Raw genomic sequence first — 21,773 nt, 5'->3', positions numbered from 1 at the left:
CCTCACAATGAGAATGGTGGACCTAATTGCAAAAAAACGTGACGGACATGCATTAACGACAGAAGAAATTAACTTTATTGTTGAAGGATATACGAATGGTGATATTCCTGATTATCAAGTAAGTTCACTTGCAATGGCAATTTTCTTCCAAGATATGAACGATCAAGAACGTGCTGATTTAACTATGGCAATGGTAAATAGCGGTGATACAATCGACTTATCAGCTATTGAAGGAGTAAAAGTAGATAAGCACTCAACAGGTGGCGTTGGTGATACAACAACACTTGTATTAGGTCCATTAGTAGCCGCTTTAGGTGTACCGGTTGCAAAAATGTCTGGACGTGGTTTAGGACATACTGGTGGTACAATTGATAAATTAGAAGCAGTTCCAGGATTCCATGTTGAAATCGAAAATGATGAATTCATGCGTCTTGTAAATGAAAATAAAATCGCAGTTATTGGTCAAAGCGGAAACTTAACACCTGCGGATAAAAAATTGTATGCACTTCGTGATGTAACGGCAACAGTAAACTCAATCCCGCTTATTGCAAGCTCGATTATGAGTAAAAAAATTGCTGCTGGTGCAGATGCAATTGTTCTTGATGTAAAAACTGGAGCAGGTGCATTTATGAAAACAGATGAAGACGCAAAACGTTTAGCAGAAGCAATGGTGCGCATTGGTAATAACGTTGGTCGTAATACGATGGCTGTTATTTCTGATATGAGTCAACCACTTGGTGAGGCGATTGGTAACGCACTTGAAGTACAAGAAGCAATTGATACGTTACAAGGTAAAGGGCCAAAAGATTTAGAGGAGTTATGTTTAACACTTGGAAGTCAAATGGTATACCTTGCTGGACAAGCTTCATCTTTAGAAGATGCACGTGAGAAATTAATTGAAGTCATGAACAACGGTAAAGCGCTAGAATCATTTAAAACGTTCTTATCAGCACAAGGCGGCGATGCATCTGTTGTTGATGATCCTTCAAAATTACCACAAGCACAGTTTAAAATTGAAGTAGAAGCGAAGGAAGACGGTTATGTATCAGAAATCGTTGCAGATGAAATCGGAACAGCAGCAATGCTTTTAGGAGCAGGACGTGCGACGAAGGAATCTGAAATTGATTTAGCAGTGGGCTTAATGCTTCGCAAAAAAGTAGGGGACAGCGTGAAAAAAGGTGAATCCCTTGTTACCATTTTCGCAAACCGTGAAAATGTGGAAGATGTAAAAGCAAAAATTTATGAGAACATGAAGATCTCTACAGACCACGTAGATGCACCAACTTTAGTGCATGGTATTGTAACGAAGTAATAAAAAAAGGCCAAGGAGTATTTCTCCTTGGCTTTTTTTGCTATTTTTTGTTTATAATAATAATGGGTGAAATTATGATTAGAATTTGTGCAATAACAAAAACAGATGAAGTATTATATGATGTTTCGCTAGAAGAAACAACGAAAGACCATATTGCATGGTATTGGCTAGATTTATATAAGCCAACGAAAGAAGAGTATACATACATTTTGCAAGATCATTTTAAGTTCCATCCCCTTGCAATTGAAGACTGTATAGAATATGTACAGAGGCCAAAAGTTGATTTTTATGATGGATATAACTTTTTAGTTCTTCATGCATTTGGTGAGGATGGATTAGAACCGCACGAGATCGATTTATTTATTAGTGATCGTTATATTGTTTCCTTCCACTTTTCTCATAACAATGCAATCGAAAGAGTATGGAAAACACTTGGAGAAAAGAAGCGTATTAAAAATAGTCCTTTACACGTAGCACATACCATTATCGACCAAATTGTGGACGACTATTTTGCGCCTGTATATTACATTGAGGATCATTTAAATGCAATTGATGATAATTTAACAGGTGAGACAGCAGGAAGTGTACTAGAAGAAGTATTTGATATACGTGCAGATTTATCAAAACTAAGGCGTACAATCATTCCGATGCGTGATTTATTGTATCGTATTTTAAATTCGACTCGTTTTTACGGTATAAGTGATCATGAAATTTACTTTAAAGATATACATGATCATTTACTGAAACTGACAGAAATGATTGAAGCAAGCCGGGAGTTAACGGCAGATATTCGAGATAGCTATTTTTCATTAAACTCGCATCATATGAATAACATTATGAAAACATTAACTGTATTCTCGACTATTTTCATGCCATTAACATTTATTGCGGGAGTATACGGAATGAACTTTACGCATATGCCAGAGCTTGGTGGACAGTATAGTTATTTTATTTGTCTACTTCTAATGGCGCTAATTGGCGGAGGCATGATGGCTTGGTTTTATAAAAAAGGATGGTTTAAGTAAAAAAACACCGAGGAAAATTCCTCGGTGTTTTTACTTAACCAATAGCATGTAATACGAACATGGCTAAGAATAAGCATGTAACGATATACATAGACGGTGCGACTTCTTTACGCTTTCCAAGAGCAACTTTTAAGATAGGATAAGCAATAAATCCGAACGCAATGCCATCAGCGATACTATATGTGAGCGGGATCATGACGATAATTAAGAACGCTGGAAATCCTTCTGAAAAATCGTTCAGAGGAATTTGCTGAATGCTTGTAATCATCAGGCCGCCAATAATAATTAAGATTGGTGCAATGGCACTATCAGGAATTAGTTTGACAAACGGAAGTGCAAACAATGATGCAAAGAATAACAACCCTGTAACGATAGACGTCAGACCTGTCTTTCCGCCTGCAGTAATACCTGCGGCACTCTCTACTGTTGATACGGTAGGGCTTGTGCCAAATAGACCACATGTCATTGCTGAAATTGCATTGGCTTGGTAAGCACGTGGGAATTTACGGTCATCTTCTAATAAACCGTGCAGAAGTCCCATGTTCTCAAAAATAAGCACCATGCTTAAGGAGAATGTTGCAATCCAAAACGGTAAGGAAGAAAGTTTGCCAAATGACATAGCTCCAAACACATCGCCGTAACTCGCGAATGAGAATGAACTATTTCCGATTTGACTTGTATCCACAAGACCAAATAGCCATGCAATACCAGTTCCTATTGCAATCGTCCATAAAAAGCTTCCACGTACGTTACGAATAAATAGTACAAGTGCAACGATAAGAGTAAGCACGGTCGCAAGAACGACAGGGTTACTTAATTTACCCATTGCAACAGCAGTATTTGGATTCGAAACGACTAAACCACCTTTTTGCAATCCGATAAATGCTAAAAATAATCCGATACCGACAGTAATAGCTTCCTTTAATGACTTTGGAATCGATACTGAAAGCACGCGAGCGATTGGTGTAAACGCAGCAATTGCAAAAATAATACCAGAGATGAAGACAGCCGCTAATGCTTCTTGCCAAGTTAATCCGAGCGTATGCACAGCAGTGTACGTGAAGAATGCATTTACACCCATACCAGGGACAAGAATAGCAGGTGCATTTGCCCAAAATGCCATGAGCAGACATCCGACAAATGAACTGAAAACAGTTGCTAAAATTCCAGCTTCAAGAGGAATGCCAGCATCGGATAAAATGGATGCATTTACAATCATAATATATACGATTGTGAAAAATGACGTAACTCCAGCTAAAACTTCTTGTTTTGGTGATGTTTCGTGTAAACCTAATTTAAATGTTCTATCAAGTATTCCTTTCATGTTAAACCTTCTTTTTCATATCCCTCTCCCACCCGTGATATCTCTTTCGTAAGAGCTCACCGTCCTTTATTATATCAAAACATCATGTTTTTACAACAAGGAAAATGATAACGTTTACTTATAAATAAGATTATTTATAAATACGTAAAAATCGCTCGTATTGTTGAAATGATTTCTAATTCTCCTGATTGAATGGGCGGAGCTGCTTGCGCATGTAAAGTAGCGTAGGACGTCACTTCCCGTGGTAATTGGGCAGATTCTTCAACGAATGAGAGTGGAACTGGATTAATGTTTAAATTGTATGTACTCGCAATAGCACGAGCTTTTTCTACCGCTTGTTGCAGAGCTTGAATGAGAGCTTGCTCGTAATATTTATTTGGATGAGATATTCGAAAACGTAAACCTTTTGCTACGTTTGCTCCATTTGAAACGGCTATATCATATACTTCCCCTGCTTTTTGTACATTTAAAACGGTAATTTCATACAAATGTTCCACACGATATCCTTGTAGTAACGCTTTATCATTTACATACTCATATTGAGGAGTGATTGTATAAGAAATCGTTTCTATATCTTTATCAGCAATACCAAGCTGTTTAAGTGCATCCAGCAATTGTTTTGATTGCACTGCATTTTCTTCTTGCGCTTGTTTCACATTTTTACTATCAGTTCGAATGCCAAGTGTTAATATAACAACATTGGGTTTCGCTTTGACAATACCTTCACCTTGTACAGTAATAGTCGCTTCTTTACCAGTATTAGTTGTGCGTACGTTGTGTAAATAAGGATTTATTCCACCCTGCATTTTCCATCACCATCCTTTTTATATGTATATGTGTGAACAAAAAAGAAATTTATATGAAAAAAGTTACATAAATGAGAATGTTGAGGGAAGAAAGCATATACAACATAGGTATTTATAGATTATAATATGTGTAAATATGATAAAAAAGGGACGAGGCTAGTGAACGAAAAAAGAGAAACACTGATTTTAGAGTTATCCGGATCATTTCGAAAGATGATACGTTTATTACAAAATGATATTAATACACGTTTTGCAGAACATATGCCATACAATGAATTTTCTGTATTACGCGCGTTATTTTTAAACAGTCCACAGATGGCTTCGCAAATTGCGAGTGAAGTAAACGTAACCTCCAGTCATATTACAGCTGTTACTGATCGTCTCGTACGAAAAGGGTTTGTAGAAAGAAAGCGTTCAAATTCAGACCGTCGTATCGTGTACTTAGAAATTACAGAACACGGAAGAGAAGTAACTGAAAAACTTGAAGCTGTGCGTAAAGAATATTATAAAGAGAGATTTAAAGGTTGGAGCGACCAAGAGATAGAAATGGTATTAGAGCTATTTGGCCGCGTATTATAATAAATGAGGATAGGAAGCGAAAGCTTTCCTATCCTTTTTCTTTTGAATAAAAACATTTTGAAACTCCAATACTTTAATTAAAAAGAATCGGAGTGAAAAATTATGAAACGTATTTCTATGCTTTTCATTATGATTGGAAGTTTTTTCTGCTTTCATCAATTCGCGGATGCCGCAACGCCTCTTCAAGTCGTTCAAAAAGAATTACACCATATTTCAAATAAGCAACCTGTTTTATATTCAAAACTATGGATTCGTTCCATGCAGAATGCTATTTTATTTCATCATAGTGATAACATTCGGCATGAAGATACGATCAGTAATGTAACAAAGTCTTCTCTTGTAAAAGTAAAACAACTGCCACTTCAAAAAGCATCGCAGTACATCCCGAGATTATCACAATATATTTCTAAGTTTGAGGCTGAGAATGTGCAAGTATATTATGTTGCAGCGCGTTACGAAGTGAAAAAAGAAAATTCGTATCAATTAAATGGAATGAATTATTTTATGCAAGTGTTTATTCAACAAGAGGGAGAATGGCGAATTGCGGAAAGCATAGTTGCTCCAACAGATCAAATTGTAGCAAATGGTGACGGGTTTGGAACGAAGCAAGAAAAAGAGTATGGGAAAAAAAGAGAGAATGTAAAATAACCTCCTCATAGAGAGGAGGTTATTTTATTTAAAATTCCAAGAGACTTTCCATTTTAATATTTTAGGTAGGAAGAAATACGTAATGAAACTAGTCACTAAAAATCCGATGTAAAAGCTGGACAATGACTGCTTGTGACTTAGTATTAAACCTCCAACGATCCCACCAAAGAAAATCGCACAAGCTAAAACTACTTTTTGTAGTTTTGGATATAGTAAGTAGTTACCATTTCGCTCATTGGCGGAACGGGCATATAAATAAATACCGAGTGGTAATAAAATAAGGATATGTGCAATAGGTCCAATCAATGTTTTTACCGGTGGAACCTTTGTAAAGTTTGGCTCGTTATGAAGCACTCCATTTTGATCAGTGTAAGCGCTTTGTGGATCATAATTAAAGTTAATAGTAAAATCTTCTGCTGGGCTAGAAATACGTATGTTTTCCATTACATTATGTATAAGGCTATTGTCCTCATGAAATGCAGTGTTTGAGTGAATAGCAATGACTCCTGAGATAAGTGATGGAAGTAAAGCTGGAAAGATTAATATAGCTGTAGTGAGAAATCCTTGCGATATGATATTCCCTGCAATGGTTCCTACACATAAGGCAAGTGTATAAATTGCACATAATACAATTAACATGTATATAAAGTAACTATGAAATGGGGAGAATACTTGATATTTATTATGAAAAGTCAACTTTTTCATAATAGCAAATAGCCCCCAATTTGAAACGACAATTACTGTAATATTACAGATTCCAAACAACCACTTTGTTATATAAAGGTGTGAACGTTTAAAGGGCATAGACCATAACAAGTCGCTAGAGTTATTTTGTCTTTCCCATCCAATTAACGTACAAGCTAGAATGATCAGTACGCTACCTAATAGCATGACAGGATCTAGAAGTGTTAAATCAAAGTGATAATGATATATATAGTTCCATTTTTTATTGTCATTTAGAAAGTGTTGCTGTTGAATAGAAGTCATATAGTATTTATATGACAAAGTATAGAAGCTGACGAGCCAAAATAGCCATACAACATATTTACTTTGTTGATATGTTCTTAGCCATAGTGCTTTTTGAAACATAGGATCTCTCCTTTAAAAAACTTTATAATTTGTTAGGCGTGATAATACAACATAAGTAATGATTCCAGCGAGAAACAAACTGATATAGTAGTTAGGTAAGAAATAAAATTGATTGATTTTATAGCCACCTAGTAATGAAAAGTAAATGGTTGTCCCCCATATCCATATTTTTAAATGCTTTTGGAAAATAAATATCTTTTGACTATTTTCATTTGGTGAACGCACATATAAATATGTCCCAAGTAGTAAATAAAATATTGTATAGAAAATAGGGACTAACATTGATTTGGCTGAATAATATACGTGAGATGCTGGATTTCTTAAAGTAGTTGGATCTTTTTCCTTCTTCCGAGAATCTGGCTGATAGTTATAATCAATAGAAAAGCGATATATTGGTACAACTATATTTGTTTTTTGATTGATTTCATATAGTTGTTGATCTAATTTATTATTTTTAGTATCGGTAGCCTCTAAATGGTTTAGCGTAAAGGTGTACACTAGTGGAATAAATGTAAGCCCCATTAGTAGCCATGGAATGCAAAAAATGACCTGTGAAACAATGCTTCCAGTAAAAGTACCGATACATAGAGCAGCTGTATAGACTGCAACATAAGAAACTATCGCATAAAGAAAGTATCGGTGAAATGGACTAAATGATTGATAATCAAAATGGATGGTTGTTCTATAAATAATATACATAATAATCCAATTTATAAGTAATGAGCTCACAATACAGAAGGAACCGAAAGCCCATTTCGATAAGAAAACATTTTTTCTTTTAAATGGCATCGTCATAAGTAGTGTATTAGATTGATTACTCCGTTCCCATCCTATCAATAAGCAGGCTAAAGCAATGATAAGAACAGTTAACCAAAAACTATTACCATCGCGTGCAGAAAAGGTATAAAAATAATAATACTGTTCCCCTTTTTCTTGTAATTCGTAATATTTATCGAGCTCCATCTGAGCACTTCTATAGTATCCGAGAGATAGAAGATAAAGCGAACTAAAGAAGAATAGTAACGCAGCATATTTCCCCCGTTTCCAATGCCATATCCACAACGCCTTATGAAACATACCCATCCTCCTCTAGTGTCGTAACGAAGACATCTTCAAGTGACATTGTTAATTCTTCGATGAGTATCGGTTGTTCTTTATAAAACTTCTCCAGTGTTGTAGCCACATTTCCCTCAATTAAGATTGTAAATACTTTTCCTGTTTGATTTAATATTTTAATATTGCTTAAGTTTTCTAGTTTTTGAGGTAGTGAACGTTCATAAGCTACTTGTATTTTTGCAAATCGTGATTTTGCATCGTCTAGTGATGTAATAGACGAGATAGTATGGCCTTTTAATATAATGATTGTATCTGCGATTTGTTCCACCTCATCTAAATGGTGAGTTGAGATGAAAATGGTAATCTCTTTTTCTGCAACTTCTCCAACGAGAAATTGGAGGATCTGCCGTTTCACGATAGGGTCAAGTCCGTTTGTCGGTTCATCTAAAATGATATAGTCTGCTTTTGTAGAAACGGCTAAAATGATGGCAAGTAGTGCTTTCATACCTTTTGAGTAGCTACGAATTCGTTTGTTTGGTAAGTTAAAACGTTCTAACAGTTCATAAAAATATGCTTCATCAAATGCGGTATAAACCGATTTGTAAAATTTCACAATTTCTTTTACCGTATATCCGTTCAGTATGTTAGTAGAATCAGGGACATATACGATTTTTTGCTTTATTTCAGGACACTGATGAATGTTTGTATTTTCATATGTAACAGTCCCTGCATCAGGGTCTAAAATGCCGACCATCGTTCGTAATAAAGTTGTTTTCCCCGCGCCGTTTCTTCCGAGTAATCCGATGATACTTCCTTTTTGTAATGTGAAAGAAACATCATCTAAAATCGTTTGATTATCAATTGTTTTCTTCAAGTTCGTCACTTTCAGCATCCGGATTTCCTCCAATCTCTTTATAGTATGAATCTATCCAATCATGAATTTTATCTTTCGTAACACCAAGATAAGAGGCTTCTAATAGTAATTGATGAAATTGCTTTTCAACCATAGCGATTTTCCTTTCGTCTAATGTTGGGGTAATCGATTGGGATACAAATGTTCCTTTTCCTCGTAATGTTTCAATAATCCCTTGTCGCTCTAACTCTTGGTACGCTTTACTCACTGTATTTGGATTTATAACGAGTAAAGAAGCGAGTTCGCGTACAGAAGGTAGTTTGTCACTTGGAGCTAACATGTTCTTTAATACGAGTTCTTTTATATTTTGAACAATTTGTTCCCATATCGGAGTGTTGCTTCTTGGATCAAGTTGAATATGCAAGAGCAATGTCTCCTTTCTGACTTGTATTAAGTGTACTACTGTGTGTAATACACTTAATACAATATAGGTGATGAGTGTATTTGTCAACTGAAAATATTAGAAAAATATGGTATTAAAAAATAAATAATTGGAAAAAATAGGTCTGATATAGAATGGAGGGTTAGTCATGAAGCGAGTTTTTGGAATACTTGTTTGTTTCATGTTATTGCTTTCTGGTACTTCAGTTAGTTTCGCACAATCTGAGAAAACGAAGCAGGAGAAAACAGAAGAAACAACGCCGAAGTTAGCGGAACAAGCGTCGTCAGCAATTGTAATTGAACAAGATACAGGTAAAGTTTTGTTTGATAAAAATCCAAATGAGAAGTTACCACCTGCTAGTATGACGAAGATTATGACAATGCTATTAATTATGGAACAAGTTGAAAAAGGAAAACTAAAACTGACCGATAAAGTGAGAGCAAGTGAGCATGCAGCTTCAATGGGTGGATCACAAATCTTTTTAGAGCCTGGTGAAGAGATGACTGTAAATGAAATGCTAAAGGGTATTGCCATTGCATCTGGAAATGATGCGTCTGTTGCAGTAGCGGAGCATATCGCTGGTTCAGAAGAAGGTTTTGTAAATATGATGAACAAAAAAGCGAAAGATTTAGGACTGAAAAACACTCATTTCCAAAACCCAACAGGTCTTCCGGCTAAAGACCATTATTCTACAGCAAATGATATGGCTATAATGGCGAGAGAATTAATGAAGTACCCACTTATTCGCAAATACACAGGTAAATACGAAGACTATTTACGTGAAGATACGGATAAGAAGTTTTGGCTCGTGAATACGAATAAGTTAGTACGTTTCTATCCTGGAGTAGATGGTGTGAAAACGGGCTTTACGACAGAAGCAAAATATTGTTTAACAGCATCGGCTGAAAAGAATGGGATGCGTATTATTTCAGTTGTTATGGGTGCACCTACATCGAAAGAACGGAACAATCAAGTAACGAAGCTTCTTGACTACGCATTTGGTCAATATATGACAAAGAAATTGTATACACGAGGCGAAAAAATTAAGACTGTCCAAGTAGGAAAAGGGAAAAAAGAAAAAGTAGATTTAGTTGCGTCAGACAATGTGTCTCTTCTTATGAAGAAGGGCGAAAATATGGACAAAGTAAAGCAAGAAGTAATTGCTGAAAAGAAAGTGAAAGCGCCGATTAAAAAGGGCGATGCACTTGGTACACTTGTTATTAAAAAAGATAAAGATGTTTTATTAAAACAAACAATTGTAGCAAAAGAAGATGTTGCTGCAGCGAGCTGGTGGGAGTTATTTAAAAGAAGTTTTGGGATGTTTTCAACATCAAAATAGCGGCAAATATTTTGCCGCTTTTCTATTCGTATGAAAGTAAATAATTGCTGAATGGTTTCACTTTATGGCGAAATAGTTCTTCTTTTGTCAGTAGGAAGGATTCTTATGTTGTATCACGAAAATCTTTATGTATGTAAATGAGTAAAGTTTGAGCATAAGGAGGAAATCGTGTGAGTCTTTCCATGCAATTAGAAGTAAAACGTGACGTCCTATGTGTGAGACTAGCGGGTGAATTAGATCATCATACTGCTGAAGAGTTGCGAACGAAAGTAACAGATATGATTGAGACACATGGTGTTCATCATATTGTTTTGAGCCTAGAGAACTTATCGTTTATGGATAGTTCTGGTTTAGGTGTTATATTAGGCCGATATAAGCATGTAAAGGGATTAGGTGGAGAAATGGTTGTTTGTGCAATTTCACCGCCTGTTAAACGTTTATTTGAAATGTCGGGCTTATTTAAAATTGTTCGCTTAGAAGAAAGTGAAGCGCATGCGCTCGCGACGTTGGGGGTGGCATAAATGAGAAATGAAATGAACCTTCAATTTTCAGCATTAAGTCAAAATGAATCGTTCGCTCGTGTTACAGTAGCTGCTTTTATTGCGCAACTAGACCCAACGATGGAAGAACTTACGGAGATTAAAACAGTTGTTTCAGAAGCAGTTACAAATGCAATTATTCATGGGTACGAAGGAAATGCAGAAGGTGTTGTTTATATTTCTGTAATTTTGGAAGAAGCAATGGTGAAACTCACGATTCGAGATGAAGGGATTGGCATCTTTGATTTAGATGAAGCAAGACAACCCCTTTTTACAACTAAACCTGAATTAGAGCGTTCCGGAATGGGATTTACTATCATGGAAAATTTTATGGATGAAGTAGAAGTTATTTCAAACGAATCTTTCGGGACAACAATCCATTTGACAAAATACTTATCAAATAGTAACGCTCTATGCAATTAAGGAGAATAGCCTATGGACATAGAGGTCAAAAATGAGAAGAAGAAACCTCAGTTAAAGGACCACGAGCTAAAAGCGTTAATTCAACAAAGTCAAGATGGAGATCAACAAGCGAGAGATACAATCGTTCAAAGTAATATGCGTCTCGTATGGTCGGTTGTGCAGCGTTTCCTTAATCGAGGATACGAACCAGACGATTTATTTCAAATTGGATGTATTGGGCTCTTAAAATCGGTGGATAAATTTGATTTATCTTTCGACGTGAAATTTTCAACATATGCAGTTCCAATGATTATTGGAGAAATACAACGATTTTTACGTGATGATGGATCAGTGAAAGTAAGTAGATCTTTAAAAGAAACAGGAAATAAAATTCGAAAGATGAGAGACGAGCTTTCGAAAGAATTCGGAAGGGCCCCAACGATTAATGAAGTAGCCGAAGCGTTAGAACTAACGCCAGAGGAAGTGGTTCTGGCGCAAGAAGCGAGTCGAGCCCCTTCATCCATACATGAAACGGTGTATGAAAACGACGGGGATCCAATCACTATTTTAGATCAAATTGCAGATCAATCTGAAACGAAATGGTTTGATAAAATTGCTTTAAAAGAAGCAATTAGAGAATTAGATGAGCGAGAACGTTTAATCGTGTATTTACGCTACTATAAAGACCAAACGCAATCGGAAGTAGCAGAGCGAATAGGCATTTCGCAAGTACAAGTTTCAAGACTTGAAAAGAAAATATTAAAACAGATGAAAGATCGAATAGATGAATAGCTATCTATTCGATTTTTTTTATGACTTAAATAGGAGGAGATTGTAAACTTTCGTAAAAATTAACAGAATTTATTGATAATTTAGTAAATTTAAAATATAATCCAAGTATGAACTTGTCACAAAGGGGGAAGAAAATATGGAAACGAGGCAACAATGGGGGACGAGGGCTGGATTTATTTTCGCAGCGGTCGGCTCTGCCGTTGGATTAGGAAACATATGGCGTTTTCCTTATACAGCGTATGAAAATGGAGGAGGCGCATTCTTTTTACCGTACTTATTCGCATTATTAACGACTGGTATTTCATTATTGGCGTTTGAATTCGCTCTTGGGCATCGTCACCGTGGTTCCGCGCCACTTACGTTCTTCCGTATTAGTCCGCGTGCTGAATTCATCGGATGGTGGCAAATGTGTGTAACGTTTATCGTTTCAACATATTATGCAGTAATTATTGCTTGGTCTATTTCATATACGTATTTTTCAATTACTGGAGCGTGGGGGAAAGACACGCAAACATTTTTATTTAAAGAGTATTTGCATGTTGCAGATAAGCCAGGGCAGTTTGGAGGACTCGTACCGGAAGTGTTAATTCCATTAGCTCTCGTTTGGATTATTGTGCTCGGTGTAGCATTCAAAGGAGTTAAAAAAGGAATTGAAGTTGTTAACCGCATTTTCATTCCTTTGCTAGTTGTTATGTTCCTTATTATCGTAGTTCGTGCAGTGACGATGGAAGGTGCGATGCAAGGATTAGATGCATTCTTTAAACCAGATTGGAGTCGTATTTTTGATGGGAAAGTATGGCTTGCTGCTTATGGCCAAATTTTCTTTAGCTTATCTTTAGCATTTGGAATTATGATTACGTATTCTAGTTATTTACCGAAAAACTCAGATACAACAAATAATGCTTTTATTACGGGCTTTGCAAACTCAGGATTTGAATTATTAGCAGGGATTGGGGTCTTTGCAGCTCTTGGATTTATGGCAAACAATATGGGAGTACCAGTTGATAAAGTAGCAAGTGCTGGTGTAGGACTTGCATTCGTAGTATTTCCGCAAATTATTAATGAATTACCGATGTCACCGCTATTTGGCGTATTATTTTTCTTATCATTAACAGTTGCCGGAATTACATCTCTCATTTCGCTTGCGGAAGTATGTTTTGCTGCCGTATCTGAAAAGTTCAGCTTAAGCCGCCAAAAAACAATTGGAATTATGGGGACGCTTCTTGTACTAGTTTCTCTTGTTTTTGCAACACGTGGCGGGCTTATGTTCCTAGATGTTGTTGATTATTTCGCTAATAACTTCGGATTAATTTCAATTGCATTAGCGGAAGTAGTTACGATAGGACTCATTTTACGCCGTTTACCAGTTTATCAAAATCACGCAAACTTCGTATCCGATATTAAGTTAGGGACATTTTGGAGAGTGAGTTTACTCGTTATTACTCCGCTTATGTTAGGGTACATGTTAATTGATGGTACAATCCAAAATATTAAAAAGAATTACGGAGATTATCCAACGGAGTTTGTCATAACATATGGTTGGTCAATTGCAGCAGCGTTCCTTATCGTTGCGCTAATCATTAGTCTAAAGAAATGGAATGCACAAATACATTCAGATTCTGCTAAGCTTGAAAAAGAATGGAAAAATCGAGGTGTTTCATAATGAGTGGATCAGCGATTATGATGATGGTTATTGGTATAGTAGTCATTTGGGGAGGACTTGCATTAAGTATTGCAAATTTATTTAAGAAAAAGGCATAAACTAAAAAAACGTCTGTACCGAAATGGTACAGATGTTTTTTTATGAAAAAATTGTATTAGAAAAAAATTCAATAACCATACTACAACTACGAGGAAGAGTGAAGAGGTGAATGGAAATTGGAACAAACAATTTATATTAAAATGCGTAATCGATTAAAAGTTTCGCCTACATATGAAGTGAAACTGGGTGATGTTGCTCAACTTGCGGGAGATGCTCTCGTAGTTCAGTCGTTACAAGATGAGGTAGTTTACAAAATAACAGCGCATGATAAGACGCATGTCGTAATTGATGTGATGAAAATTATTGAGATTATTAGAAAAAAAGCGGCTCATATACAAATTAATTTACTCGGTTCTGGACAAACTCTTGTTGAAATTATATATGAAAAAAAGAAAGTACATCCAATTTTCTTCGGGCTAGTATGGTTGTTACTTTTCATTGGAGCGGCCCTTGCCATCATTTATTTCCATGAAGATGTGAGCATGCAACAAGTGCATCAACGGTTATATTACATGATTACGGGAGAATTTAAGGCGCAACCACTTTTATTTCAAATTCCTTATTCATTAGGTCTTGGGTTAGGTATGGTCTTATTTTTTAATCATGTATTTCAAAAGCGAATTAATGAAGAGCCGAGTCCGTTAGAAGTAGAGATGTTCCAATATCAGCAGTCACTTGACCAATATGTAATTGTTCATGAAAACAAGGACAATATGAAACAACTTGCCGATGATTGAGTTTGGTCTTGTTATTTTAATTGGTTTAGCGGGAGGTATTGCAGTAGGTAGCGGGTATGTCGCATTTTTAGCTGTACTTGGTATAATCCCTCGCTTAGCTCAATTAACGAGAAGTGGAAAGCACATTCAGTATTTTGAGTGGGCAGTTATTGCAGGTACGTTAACAGGTGCTTGGTGTAGCTTGAAAAACATTACATTTCAAACGTCGCAATATTGGCTTGTTATATTAGGAATATTTTGTGGCACATTCGTTGGAATGCTTGCAGCCGCATTAACAGAAGTGTTAAATGTTTTACCTATTTTAGCGAAACGAGTAGGAGTAGAGGGGAAAATTGTTGTTTTACTCGTTGCTCTTGTACTTGGGAAAGTAATAGGCTCGTTGTTTCACTGGATTTATTTCGTAAAGTAGGAGGCAATATATAAATGACAGGACGAAAACTAAAGGATGATTACATAAATAAAGTGAAGGAGTACCATCCGAAACCAAATTATTTCATAAATTGTGTTAAGGCATTTCTTGTAGGTGGACTCATTTGTACAATCGGGGAAGTATTGATGAAATTTTATATACATTACTTTCATTTCAGTGAACAAGAGGCAGGGAATCCGACGGTTGCAACTCTTGTATTATTATCAGCGATTTTAACAGGTTGTGGCGTGTATGATAAAATCGGTCAATTTGCTGGAGCTGGATCGGCAGTACCTGTTACGGGATTTGCGAATTCTATGGCGAGCGCTGCGCTAGAACATAAGAGTGAAGGAATTGTACTTGGGATTGCTACCAATATGTTTAAGTTAGCGGGAAGTGTTATCGTTTTTGGGGTCGTTGGGGCATATATTATTGGGTTAATAAGATATACTTTTAACATTTTTATGTCTTAAAGGAGGGGCTAGTATGAGGTTGACTGGAAAACAAACGTGGGTATTCCAAAATGATATTTATGTGAATGCAACCGGTACTGCTGTCGGTCCAAAAGAAGCTGAAGGCCCTCTTGGAAAGGATTTTGATATTTCATACGATGATTTACATTGTGGAGAGGAAAACTGGGAACTTGCGGAAAGAAGATTAATGTCAGATTCAATTCAGCAAGTCTTGCAAAAAGGAAATGTAAAAACATCACAAATTGATTTCTTTTTAGCGGGTGATTTATTAAATCAAACAGTGACAGCAAATTATGTTGCGCGTAAGTGGGGGATTCCCTTTTTAGGGATGTTTAGCGCTTGTGCAACCTCGATGGAGACTTTAGCGGTTGGATCAGCCTTTATAGATGGTGGATTCGCAAATCGTGTTTTAGCGACAGTAAGTAGTCATAATGCGACGGCTGAAAGACAGTTCCGTTATCCAACAGAGTATGGGGGACAAAAACCAGGAACAGCAAATTCCACTGTTACAGGTGCGGGATCCATATTAATTAGTAAAGAAAAAAGTGCCATTAAAATTACGGCAGCTACGATTGGAAAAGTGCAAGATTTAGGGATTGCAAATCCTTTAGATATGGGATCGGCGATGGCACCTGCTGCTGCTCACACAATTCAACAACACTTTGAAGATTTGAAGAGAAGTGCAGCAGATTATGATTTAATTGTTACCGGTGATTTATCAGCTATTGGGACACCGATTGCGAAACAACTGTTATTGGAAGAAGGGTATGATCTTGGGCATATATATAATGATTGCGGATTAATGATCTATAATTCCGATCAAGAAGAAGTATTTGCTGGTGGTAGTGGTTGTGCTTGTTCAGCTGTTGTCACATATGGTCATTTATTAAGTGAGATGCAAAAAGGGAATTTACAACGGATTTTTGTTGTTGCTACTGGTGCGTTATTAAGCCCGATGATGATGCAACAGAAAGAAACCATTCCAACAATTGCACATGGTGTTGTATTTGAGAGAGTGAAGGGAGAGTGAATTGTGGATTTTATATATGCATTTCTTGTAGGAGGCGCTATTTGTGTAATTGGACAGGTATTGTTAGATTTTGCAAAGTTAACACCAGCCCATTTAATGGCTACCTTTGTAGTACTAGGAGCAGCTTTAGATGGATTCGGATTGTACGATAAGCTTATAAAGTTTGCAGGTGCTGGGGCGACAGTTCCTATTACAAGTTTTGGACATTCCCTATTACACGGGGCAATGCATGCGGCAGAAAAACACGGATATATAGGGATTGGTATGGGTATGTTTAGTTTAACGTCTGCAGGCATTTCGGCGGCGATATTATTTTCATTTTTTGTAGCACTTATATGTAAACCGAAAGGATAAATCAAATGAGACGAAGGGTTGTTTTGGTCACAGATGGAGATGAATATGCAAAGCGAACAATTGAGCTTTTAACGAAGGAATTTGGGGGAAGGTGTATTTCAGCATCACAAAGTAATCCAACCAAATTGACAGGGAAGAAAGTTGTTGAGCTTATTATGCAAACGCCATATGACCCTGTATTTGTTATGTTTGATGACAGTGGATTTATTGGAGAAGGATCTGGTGAAAAAGCTTTAAAATATGTAGCTACACATAAACAAATTGATGTACTGGGGATTTTGGCAGTAGCGTCTAATACACATCATTGGGAATGGGCACGTGTAGATGTAAGTGTAGATCGAAACGGGGATTTAACCGAATACGGTGTTGATAAATTTGGACTTCCAGATGGTGAAATTGGCAGGATTAGCGGAGATACGATTTATTGTTTAGACGATTTGAATGTCCCTGTCATTGTTGGAGTTGGTGATATTGGTAAGATGTGTGGAAATGACGAATGGGAGAGAGGATCACCTATTACTAGAAAAGCAATTCAATTAATTTTGGAAAGGAGTGGATTTTATGACGAAGCCTAAAAAAGTGGATATCCCTATTTCATCTTTTTTGAGCGATAATGAAAATTATTTAAAGCAAACAGTTGGACTAGGGGTTACATATGATGTTGGCATACGTAAATTTCAAATTTTAAATAAAGAAATTGGTGTGTTATTTGTAAATGGACTTTGTGATACGAATTATATTATCCCTATTTTAGAAGAAGCGGTGGATACAAATGAAATAAGGGATGTAGAAGAAGATACAGTGAAGCTTTTAGAGAATCGTTTAATTCATCAACAAGTAAGTAAAGTGAAAACGATGGATGAGGTAATGCTCCAAGTATTATCAGGACTCATCATTATATTTGTGGAAGGTGAAACAGAAGCGTTTGCAATAGATGTTCGTAGTTATCCGGGCCGAACGCCGACAGAACCAGATACAGAAAAGGTAGTACGTGGTGCAAGGGATGGATTTGTTGAAAATATTGTTGTAAATACAGCGTTAATCCGTAGAAGGATACGTGATCCACGTCTTCGAAATGAAATGATTCGAGTAGGAGATAGATCGCAAACAGATATTTGTATTACATATGTACAAGATGTTGCAAATCCAGATTTAGTAAAGATTATAAAACAAGAATTAAATAACATCGATGTAGATGGAATTACGATGGCGGATAAAACAGTGGAAGAATTTGTTGTAAAGCAAAGCTATAATCCATTCCCACTTATTCGGTATACAGAAAGACCGGATGTGGCGGCGAATCATATATTAGAAGGACATGTGTTAGTACTAGTTGATACATCACCAAGTGCTATGATTACTCCAACAACATATTTCCACCATTTACAGCATGCAGAAGAATTTAGACAAAATCCGGCTGTCGGTACATTTTTACGCTGGGTACGCTTTTTAGGTGTCTTATTTTCCTTGTTTTTACTACCATTTTGGTTAGTATTTGTATTTGATCCAACTCTTTTACCAGCAAATCTTGCTTTCATTGGACCGAATAAGATGACGCATTTACCGATTTTATTACAAGTGTTGATGGCCGAAATCGGACTTGAGTTTTTAAGGATGGCAGCCATTCATACTCCAACGCCGTTATCGTCTGCAGCAGGATTAATTTCCGCTATATTAATTGGTCAAATAGCAATCGATGTAGGTTTGTTTGTACCAGAAGTTATTTTATATGTAGCAGTTTCTATGATCGGTGCATATGCAACACCGAGTTATGAATTAGGACTCGGAAATAAGGTTGGAAAGTTATTTGTTATTATTTTGACAGGTCTCTTCCATGAGATGGGATTTGTAATTGGCATGACGATATTGCTTTTATTTTTAACATCGATAAAGAGTTTACAAACACCATACTTATGGCCATTTCTACCATTTGATTGGGGAGCTTTAACGAAGATTCTAATCCGCCCAACAATGTCTAGTTTAAAAGTACGTCCAAGTATCGTAAGACCTCAAAATGTAAAAAGACAAAAATAAACGGGATTATACACCCGTTTATTTTTTTAGCAAAAATTTATTGTTTTTTAACAAAAATCAAACATTTTTTGTGTACACTTAGAGTAGATATTGTGTATGGAAGGGGAAGAGGACATGATTAAATTATTTGTAAGTGATTTAGATGACACGCTCGTTTACAATGTGAATCATATGCAAAAAGAAGATGAACGTGCAATTAGTTGGTTAGCTGAAAAAGGGACAAATATTTGTTTTGCCTCTGGCCGCTTTACTCATCGAATTGATGAAGTTGTAAATAGGTTTGCATTCCCGTATTACACAACGAGTTTAAATGGAGCGACGATGTTACTGCCGGATGGACAAATATTTCATGAATCAAGTTTTGAAGATGGGATTGCCCAGGAAATATATCGATATATCCATAAAAAGGGACTAGCAGATATTGTTTGTGCAAATGAGCAACGGTATACAAAAAGAAAGAATGAACATCATCATAATTTTGAAACGTATATGGGCGTGCATATTGCTGAGATAGAAGCATTAGAAGAGGAATTTGGTAAGACTGTACATCCTGCGAAATTGTTTGTTTTTGGGGAAGAGGAGACAATTGCAGCATTAGATCAAGAGTTACGAGATACATTTCAGAGCGAAGCAGAAATTTTTATGTCTGGTAAACGCTATGTTGATATTATGCCAAGGGGAGTAAGTAAAGGAAGTGCTTTAAGGCGATTAATGGAACATTTACAAATTGAAGCAAATGAAGTTGCATGCATTGGAGATTCTTTCAATGATATTTCTATGTTTGAAGTAACCCCGCATTCATTTACTCTTCATCATGCTCATCCATATGTGAAGGGGAAGGCAAATCATGTTGTTCGTTCGGTTGAAGAAGCTGTTATGAAATTGCCGTTACTTGTATAAAAAAGAAGCTCGCTACTAGCGAGCTTCTTTTTACTTGAATAACGATTTAACAAAATCAATGATACTTGAGAAGAAATCTTTAACTTTATCTAGGAAACCTTGCCCTTCTTCAGATCCTAAAAAGGCAGAAACGTGTTCTTTTGCTTTATTTAACTGACTGCCAACTTGATTCCAATCGATATTAAGGTTTTTCATTTTATCAAATAACGCAACTAAGTTATCTAACTGTTCATCCGTTAATGTAATACCAAGTTGATCCGCAATTTTTTTAATTAATGAACGTAAATCTTCAGTCGTTTTTGGCTGTTCTTTGGCAATTTCTTCTTTAATTTTTGCAACAAGTTGAACTGCTTTTTCTTCACCAATTTTATCGCCGAGCTGGGCTGTTTGCACCATTTCTTCATTGGCTACTTTTTTTACTTCCTCAGGAATTGCTTTGTTCGATGTTGTTTCGTAGGCTTTCATTAAACCGGTTAAAGCAGCAGTTCCTGAAACTTTAAATGGTGCAGTAATTTGAATTTCTGCATCTTTTACACCTGCTGTAATAAGTGCGTTTGTGTACATTGCATCTGTTATTGAATTAATGTTTTTTGAACGTACAATGAGACCAGATCCTGGCTTTGTGTATGTAATCATAGAAGAGGAAATTGCTCTCGTACCAATTTGCGCTTTTGGAACAATCCCTTCTAGAAATTTATGTTCTTCCGCATTAGACACAGTAATGATTGTAGCATCTTTTGGTGCTTTCATTTCTTTTAACAGATCTTGTTTTTGTTGTTCAGACAAGTTTTCTCCTAGTGTAACAATTGATTCTCCTTCGATGATGTCTGCAAACGAAGCTGTTGGCATCATAAATACCGTTACAGCTAATAGCAGAGCTAGTAATTTCGTTTTCACGAAAAATCGCTCCCTTTCTCTTTCTAAAATTTTCGGGCAACACAGTTATTATAGTATATATTTCTTATTTGTCACCTAGCTTTTTCCACATTTCAAAAAAGAAGTATGTAGATTGTCGGATTCTTTTTGTTTCTAGTCATGAATGTGGTAATATAGTGCTGAGATAGTTGAAAGGAGACATATACATATGAAAACTTTAGGATACATATTAATGGAAAATGGTGAAAAAATCGATTTAGAATTTTTCCCAGAAGAGGCACCAAAAACAGTAGAAAACTTTAAAAAACTAGCAGAGCAAGGATTTTACGATGGTGTGACATTCCACCGCGTTATTCCTGGCTTCGTAAGCCAAGGTGGAGATCCAACAGGAACAGGTGCAGGTGGCCCAGGTTACTCTATCCCATGTGAAACTGATGGAAATCCTCATAGACACCTTGTAGGATCACTTTCTATGGCTCACGCTGGCCGTAACACTGGCGGTAGCCAATTCTTTGTTGTTCATGAGCCACAACCACATTTAGATGGTGTACATACTGTATTCGGTAAAGCAACAAGCGGTATTGAAACAGTATTAAACATGCGTCAAGGCGATGTAATGAAAGAAGTTAAAGTTTGGGAAGAATAAGTTAATGGGAAAAGAGAGCTAAGGCTCTCTTTTTTGTTTTTTTAATAGGAATGGGGATTTCGTTTGCGGTACATGATACAAGTAGTACTGTTATTGTAGTGAAAATATGGCGCTTATGAGAACAAAATTTTAACAAATTACATAGAATACATTAGATTACATGTTTCAATAAATATTTTTTATTACATTCAATTTGCTAGAATTCATTTGCTCTCAGGTGATAATGAGTGGTGGATGTTTATTTTCGCTTTCATATAACAACGTTTCACCTTCTATCTACTTAGCAAAAATAGTACTGAAACATATATTTGACTTTCTTCTTTTCGCTTTGTATGATTATCAAGTT

26 protein-coding genes are annotated in these 21,773 nt (G+C 36.2%); 19 read left to right on the top strand and 7 right to left on the bottom strand.

The genetic code is table 11. The features are described 5' to 3' along the window. Nucleotides 1-7 precede the first annotated feature (7 nt). Entirely contained in the window at nucleotides 8-1,312 is a 1,305-nt protein-coding gene (locus MR113_RS09885) for a pyrimidine-nucleoside phosphorylase (protein ID WP_242253881.1), read from the top strand. A 62-nt stretch (nucleotides 1,313-1,374) separates the two neighbouring features. Continuing rightward, the gene (corA, locus tag MR113_RS09880; RefSeq protein ID WP_242253880.1) at nucleotides 1,375-2,337 is read left to right on the top strand and encodes a magnesium/cobalt transporter CorA; all 963 of its coding nucleotides are present in this window, start codon (nucleotides 1,375-1,377) and stop codon (nucleotides 2,335-2,337) included. Nucleotides 2,338-2,371: 34 nt separating this feature from the next. Here corA and MR113_RS09875 read toward each other — a convergent pair whose 3' ends face one another. Next, nucleotides 2,372-3,661, bottom strand: coding sequence for an NCS2 family permease (locus MR113_RS09875; RefSeq protein WP_242253879.1), 1,290 nt, complete (start codon nucleotides 3,659-3,661; stop codon nucleotides 2,372-2,374). 134 nt (nucleotides 3,662-3,795) lie between these two features. Continuing rightward, nucleotides 3,796-4,467 carry an SIMPL domain-containing protein gene (locus MR113_RS09870; protein ID WP_242253878.1) on the bottom strand — a complete coding sequence of 224 codons (672 nt, stop codon included), beginning with the start codon at nucleotides 4,465-4,467 and terminating at the stop codon, nucleotides 3,796-3,798. A 159-nt stretch (nucleotides 4,468-4,626) separates the two neighbouring features. Here MR113_RS09870 and MR113_RS09865 point away from each other — a divergent pair, with 159 nt between their 5' ends. Both MR113_RS09865 and MR113_RS09860 read left to right on the top strand, forming a co-directional pair. After that, nucleotides 4,627-5,046 (top strand): MarR family winged helix-turn-helix transcriptional regulator, encoded by a 420-nt coding sequence (locus MR113_RS09865; protein WP_001003313.1) that lies wholly within the window; start codon nucleotides 4,627-4,629, stop codon nucleotides 5,044-5,046. Nucleotides 5,047-5,148: 102 nt separating this feature from the next. Beyond that, on the top strand, nucleotides 5,149-5,694 hold the full coding sequence (locus tag MR113_RS09860) for a hypothetical protein (protein ID WP_242253874.1): 546 nt from the start codon (nucleotides 5,149-5,151) through the stop codon (nucleotides 5,692-5,694). 24 nt (nucleotides 5,695-5,718) lie between these two features. Here the strand turns inward: MR113_RS09860 and MR113_RS09855 are convergent, their stop codons facing one another. From MR113_RS09855 to MR113_RS09840, 4 genes are read right to left on the bottom strand one after another with little or no spacing between them, the layout of a single operon-like run. Further along, a complete protein-coding gene (locus tag MR113_RS09855) occupies nucleotides 5,719-6,783 on the bottom strand; it encodes an ABC transporter permease subunit (protein WP_242253873.1) in 1,065 nt (354 codons plus the stop codon). A 12-nt stretch (nucleotides 6,784-6,795) separates the two neighbouring features. Further along, nucleotides 6,796-7,860, bottom strand: coding sequence for an ABC transporter permease (locus MR113_RS09850; protein WP_242253872.1), 1,065 nt, complete (start codon nucleotides 7,858-7,860; stop codon nucleotides 6,796-6,798). Continuing rightward, nucleotides 7,850-8,731, bottom strand: coding sequence for an ABC transporter ATP-binding protein (locus MR113_RS09845; RefSeq protein ID WP_242253871.1), 882 nt, complete (start codon nucleotides 8,729-8,731; stop codon nucleotides 7,850-7,852). Before MR113_RS09845 ends, MR113_RS09850 begins: the two co-directional genes overlap by 11 nt. Further along, complete coding sequence (locus MR113_RS09840; protein WP_142952734.1) at nucleotides 8,697-9,116, bottom strand: GntR family transcriptional regulator; 420 nt, start codon at nucleotides 9,114-9,116, stop codon at nucleotides 8,697-8,699. Before MR113_RS09840 ends, MR113_RS09845 begins: the two co-directional genes overlap by 35 nt. A 166-nt stretch (nucleotides 9,117-9,282) precedes the next feature. Here MR113_RS09840 and dacF point away from each other — a divergent pair, with 166 nt between their 5' ends. From dacF to MR113_RS09770, 14 genes are all read left to right on the top strand, one after another. Further along, entirely contained in the window at nucleotides 9,283-10,473 is a 1,191-nt protein-coding gene (dacF, locus tag MR113_RS09835; protein WP_000831995.1) for a serine-type D-Ala-D-Ala carboxypeptidase DacF, read from the top strand. Between the two features lie 170 nt (nucleotides 10,474-10,643). Continuing rightward, the gene (gene spoIIAA, locus MR113_RS09830; protein ID WP_000059133.1) at nucleotides 10,644-10,994 is read left to right on the top strand and encodes an anti-sigma F factor antagonist; all 351 of its coding nucleotides are present in this window, start codon (nucleotides 10,644-10,646) and stop codon (nucleotides 10,992-10,994) included. Next, on the top strand, nucleotides 10,995-11,435 hold the full coding sequence (gene spoIIAB / locus MR113_RS09825; RefSeq protein ID WP_001243399.1) for an anti-sigma F factor: 441 nt from the start codon (nucleotides 10,995-10,997) through the stop codon (nucleotides 11,433-11,435). A gap of 12 nt (nucleotides 11,436-11,447) precedes the next feature. Beyond that, on the top strand, nucleotides 11,448-12,206 hold the full coding sequence (gene sigF, locus MR113_RS09820) for an RNA polymerase sporulation sigma factor SigF (protein WP_000350734.1): 759 nt from the start codon (nucleotides 11,448-11,450) through the stop codon (nucleotides 12,204-12,206). Nucleotides 12,207-12,342: 136 nt separating this feature from the next. Beyond that, nucleotides 12,343-13,869 carry a sodium-dependent transporter gene (locus tag MR113_RS09815; protein ID WP_242253870.1) on the top strand — a complete coding sequence of 509 codons (1,527 nt, stop codon included), beginning with the start codon at nucleotides 12,343-12,345 and terminating at the stop codon, nucleotides 13,867-13,869. After that, nucleotides 13,869-13,967, top strand: a complete 99-nt coding sequence (locus tag MR113_RS09810) for a methionine/alanine import family NSS transporter small subunit (protein WP_000016826.1) — start codon at nucleotides 13,869-13,871, stop codon at nucleotides 13,965-13,967. The genes MR113_RS09815 and MR113_RS09810 overlap by 1 nt, the downstream gene beginning before the upstream one ends. Before the next feature lie 117 nt (nucleotides 13,968-14,084). Then, nucleotides 14,085-14,705: a stage V sporulation protein SpoVAA gene (gene spoVAA, locus MR113_RS09805; RefSeq protein WP_063260892.1), complete on the top strand. Its 621-nt coding sequence runs from the start codon at nucleotides 14,085-14,087 to the stop codon at nucleotides 14,703-14,705. Continuing rightward, complete coding sequence (spoVAB, locus tag MR113_RS09800) at nucleotides 14,698-15,114, top strand: stage V sporulation protein SpoVAB (protein WP_097843866.1); 417 nt, start codon at nucleotides 14,698-14,700, stop codon at nucleotides 15,112-15,114. Before spoVAA ends, spoVAB begins: the two co-directional genes overlap by 8 nt. A gap of 14 nt (nucleotides 15,115-15,128) precedes the next feature. Next, the gene (spoVAC, locus tag MR113_RS09795) at nucleotides 15,129-15,587 is read left to right on the top strand and encodes a stage V sporulation protein AC (protein WP_242253867.1); all 459 of its coding nucleotides are present in this window, start codon (nucleotides 15,129-15,131) and stop codon (nucleotides 15,585-15,587) included. Between the two features lie 13 nt (nucleotides 15,588-15,600). Continuing rightward, nucleotides 15,601-16,617 carry a stage V sporulation protein AD gene (gene spoVAD, locus MR113_RS09790; RefSeq protein ID WP_098585013.1) on the top strand — a complete coding sequence of 339 codons (1,017 nt, stop codon included), beginning with the start codon at nucleotides 15,601-15,603 and terminating at the stop codon, nucleotides 16,615-16,617. 3 nt (nucleotides 16,618-16,620) lie between these two features. Further along, complete coding sequence (gene spoVAE / locus MR113_RS09785; protein WP_061679108.1) at nucleotides 16,621-16,971, top strand: stage V sporulation protein AE; 351 nt, start codon at nucleotides 16,621-16,623, stop codon at nucleotides 16,969-16,971. A 5-nt stretch (nucleotides 16,972-16,976) separates the two neighbouring features. Next, entirely contained in the window at nucleotides 16,977-17,546 is a 570-nt protein-coding gene (spoVAEA, locus tag MR113_RS09780) for a stage V sporulation protein SpoVABEA (RefSeq protein ID WP_061679109.1), read from the top strand. After that, entirely contained in the window at nucleotides 17,533-19,005 is a 1,473-nt protein-coding gene (spoVAF, locus tag MR113_RS09775; RefSeq protein ID WP_132131141.1) for a spore germination protein SpoVAF, read from the top strand. Before spoVAEA ends, spoVAF begins: the two co-directional genes overlap by 14 nt. 96 nt (nucleotides 19,006-19,101) lie before the next feature. Beyond that, the gene (locus MR113_RS09770; RefSeq protein WP_242253863.1) at nucleotides 19,102-19,905 is read left to right on the top strand and encodes a Cof-type HAD-IIB family hydrolase; all 804 of its coding nucleotides are present in this window, start codon (nucleotides 19,102-19,104) and stop codon (nucleotides 19,903-19,905) included. 30 nt (nucleotides 19,906-19,935) lie between these two features. Here the strand turns inward: MR113_RS09770 and MR113_RS09765 are convergent, their stop codons facing one another. Further along, entirely contained in the window at nucleotides 19,936-20,802 is an 867-nt protein-coding gene (locus tag MR113_RS09765; RefSeq protein ID WP_000850509.1) for a DUF1002 domain-containing protein, read from the bottom strand. Nucleotides 20,803-20,989: 187 nt separating this feature from the next. On the opposite strand from MR113_RS09765, the gene MR113_RS09760 reads away from it, so the two are divergent. Further along, nucleotides 20,990-21,427, top strand: coding sequence for a peptidylprolyl isomerase (locus tag MR113_RS09760; RefSeq protein ID WP_000853785.1), 438 nt, complete (start codon nucleotides 20,990-20,992; stop codon nucleotides 21,425-21,427). Nucleotides 21,428-21,773: the final 346 nt, after the last annotated feature.

It is taken from the genome of Bacillus cereus group sp. BfR-BA-01379, assembly GCF_022663605.1.
GTDB classification, from domain to species: Bacteria; Bacillota; Bacilli; order Bacillales; family Bacillaceae_G; genus Bacillus_A; species Bacillus_A mobilis.
Note: the sequence above shows the minus strand (reverse complement) of the source record. Positions and strands in the feature narration are given on the sequence as shown.